The sequence below is a fragment of the Microvirga sp. P5_D2 genome (assembly GCF_054049475.1).
Genome location: NZ_JBFUMH010000321.1, coordinates 1 through 2490, shown reverse-complemented (window position 1 = coordinate 2490; position 2490 = coordinate 1). Strand labels below are relative to the sequence as shown.

Below are 2490 nucleotides of genomic sequence, written 5' to 3'. Positions count from 1 at the left end.
GTATTAGGTCTAAGGATAGCCTGCCTCTCACGGAAACGTGAACTATCCTTCGGGAGGATGCAGGCCGGAAAAAATGGTTGTCTTAGACCTTATTTTCGGTTCGATGTCATAGTCAGCTATACTGTGGTGATGGTTCGAACTTCCTGAAGTAACGAATCTCCCACTTGAAGCCCTGAAGTGCTCCAGGGCTTCTGGCGTTTCATGGCCGCGAATTTCCGGCAAGTCCATTTATGGAACTGGTCATTCGCGCTGCGTGGCTGGACCGAATATTGGCGCGGCAAGGATCGCTTCCATGTGGAGGACCGTCTCACCGGTGTTGCGGAAGCCATGCCGGTGGCCCGCTGGCACGATTACGGACTGCCCGGCGGTCAGGGTAGAGCGTTCCTCACCAATCCAGATTTCGGCCCGACCAGCCAGCACGGTCAGCACCTCCTCGACCGTGTGAAGATGAGGAGGCGCGCCGCAACCAGGGTCACACCATTGCTCGAAGACACACAGTTGCTCCGCGCCCGTTGCAGCCGAAATGCGCATGCGCGTGAGAACGCCGGGCCTCCACAGCTCCCGCTCCTGTCCCCCATGGTCGATGACGCGCATTGACTCAAGCCTAGGCCATCACGCCGATAGCCACTCGATTATACTCCCGGTCGGGGGTCGTTGCGCGTAAGAAGATTGTCTGCGAATTTCGCAGAACGCCGTGTGTGGAATTGAGAAAACGCTCCTAGCCACGGTTTCATTGTAAGCGTGGCGGAATAGGCGTATTCTCAAGCCTGAAGTTGACCTCGCCTCTCTCGCCCCCTCTCGGGGCTCCGACACCGCGCCCCGAGCTGCCCCTGAGGGACTAGGCCCATCCGTAAGGGAGGGGCGTATGTCGTCAAAAACCGCCTTTGTGTCTGCTGTTCTGGTCGCCGGCTTGGCGCTGCCGCTCCAGGCCCACGACATCTACTCGCATTTGAAAGACCCTTGGGGAAAGGGATGTTGCGACGACAGAGACTGTCGCCCTGCACCTTATCGGTTCATCTCAAGCCACTGGCAGATGTTCGTGGATGGACGGTGGCTCGACGTGCCAGACTATATAATCCAATATCGGGCGCTACTGGGTGACACTGGCGAGACGAACGGAGGGTTTTGGTGCGGTTTCGCCGATAAGCCCAGTGGATCGGATGATTTAGATGATCTTGTCTACACGACCCGCTGCGCGATCCTGCCGCCTCAGTCTGCCTCGGCACAATAAGACCGGCCACAATTTCGCAGAAGCCCCTTTTTGACAAGCGCTCACCCTCGGGCGATGACATCCAGAATGAGCTGGCGGTGAACGTGCCCCTCCTGAAGGGCCTGCTCCAGGCTTCGAAGCCGTAGCTTGGCGGGGGTCGTATCCCGCCCCTCCGCGGTCATCTGTTCGATGAGAATGATCTGCTCGGACACCCGACTCTCAGTCTCGGCGAGGTGTTGATCGGCCAAGGCGAGTTCTTCGTATGCTTTCTGCAGGTCGGACATGATGAAGGGGATCATGAGCCTAGTCGCGCGTGCGCGCCAAGAATTTCGCAGAACGCCGTGTGTGGAATGCCCAAGAGGCCCTTACGCCTCGGGCGTCTTGAACTCAATCCGAAAGCCTCGGAAGCCATGCGGCGCATCAGCCGCGACCTCGATTGCATGCAGTCTCTGTGGGGCAGGCGCAGAGCGCGCGGCAGCACAGGACTGGCCGGTGTTCCTCCCGATGGAGGGATCTCGTTCCCGTCCGCGTCGAAGTTTCGGTAGTTCGGTCGTGCCAGCACAACCATAATGCTCGGCCAGCGGTGATGATGGAGGTTCTCACGCTCCCCGGGCGCGACAGTGACCTCCAGCACCCGCACGGCCTCATCTTCAAAGAGGAGGGGTGGTTTGCCGGCGCGGCGACCATTATGGCTTCGTCTCACGAAAAGGCTCCGCTTGTCGGAGCCTTTTCGTGAGACGGCCTCCATACGGTCAGCCATTCAGGAGTGGATGCAAACGCATCCGGATTGGTCCTGCCAGGGAGCGGTGGTCCTGTAGGCTGAGCGAATATATGCTGGCGAGATCCGAGGGAGGCTGCGCCCATGCACACGCGCTACGACATCGACCTCACGCACCGCGAGCGGACCGGGCTGCCGGGTTCCATCGTGCTCTCGGCTCAAGCGGTGATGGTCCTTAAAATCTCCTCCGACGGCGATCCGCAGGAAGTGTATGCGAAAAACCCGCAGGACGCTTTCCATCCTGCTTCCCTCACGAAGCTTTTGAGCATCATCACGGCGCTCGATGTGGCGTCACGGTTCGGTCAGGCCTTGGACACCAAGCTGAGGATGCGCGGCAGAGACGAAGCGAAAGGGACAGGGAGAAACATCGGCGCGGGTGATCGCTTTTCCCTGCAAGACGCGATTGCCAATATGCTGCTGCCGTCATCCAACGTCACGGCCAACGTGGTGGCGCGAACGTTTGGCCAGATTCTGTTTGAGCGCGAAGACAGCGGTACAGATC

The 2490-nt window shown here is 59.4% G+C and carries 3 protein-coding genes; 1 reads left to right on the top strand and 2 read right to left on the bottom strand.

The features are described 5' to 3' along the window. Window positions 1-240 precede the first annotated feature (240 nt). Both ACXJKO_RS31190 and ACXJKO_RS31185 read right to left on the bottom strand, forming a co-directional pair. Window positions 241-594, bottom strand: coding sequence for a cupin domain-containing protein (locus tag ACXJKO_RS31190; protein WP_457094879.1), 354 nt, complete (start codon window positions 592-594; stop codon window positions 241-243). Between the two features lie 678 nt (window positions 595-1272). Continuing rightward, window positions 1273-1494 carry a hypothetical protein gene (locus ACXJKO_RS31185; protein ID WP_457094878.1) on the bottom strand — a complete coding sequence of 74 codons (222 nt, stop codon included), beginning with the start codon at window positions 1492-1494 and terminating at the stop codon, window positions 1273-1275. A 578-nt stretch (window positions 1495-2072) separates the two neighbouring features. On the opposite strand from ACXJKO_RS31185, the gene ACXJKO_RS31180 reads away from it, so the two are divergent. After that, the coding region (locus ACXJKO_RS31180; RefSeq protein WP_457094877.1) for a serine hydrolase at window positions 2073-2490 on the top strand (418 nt) is incomplete at its 3' end.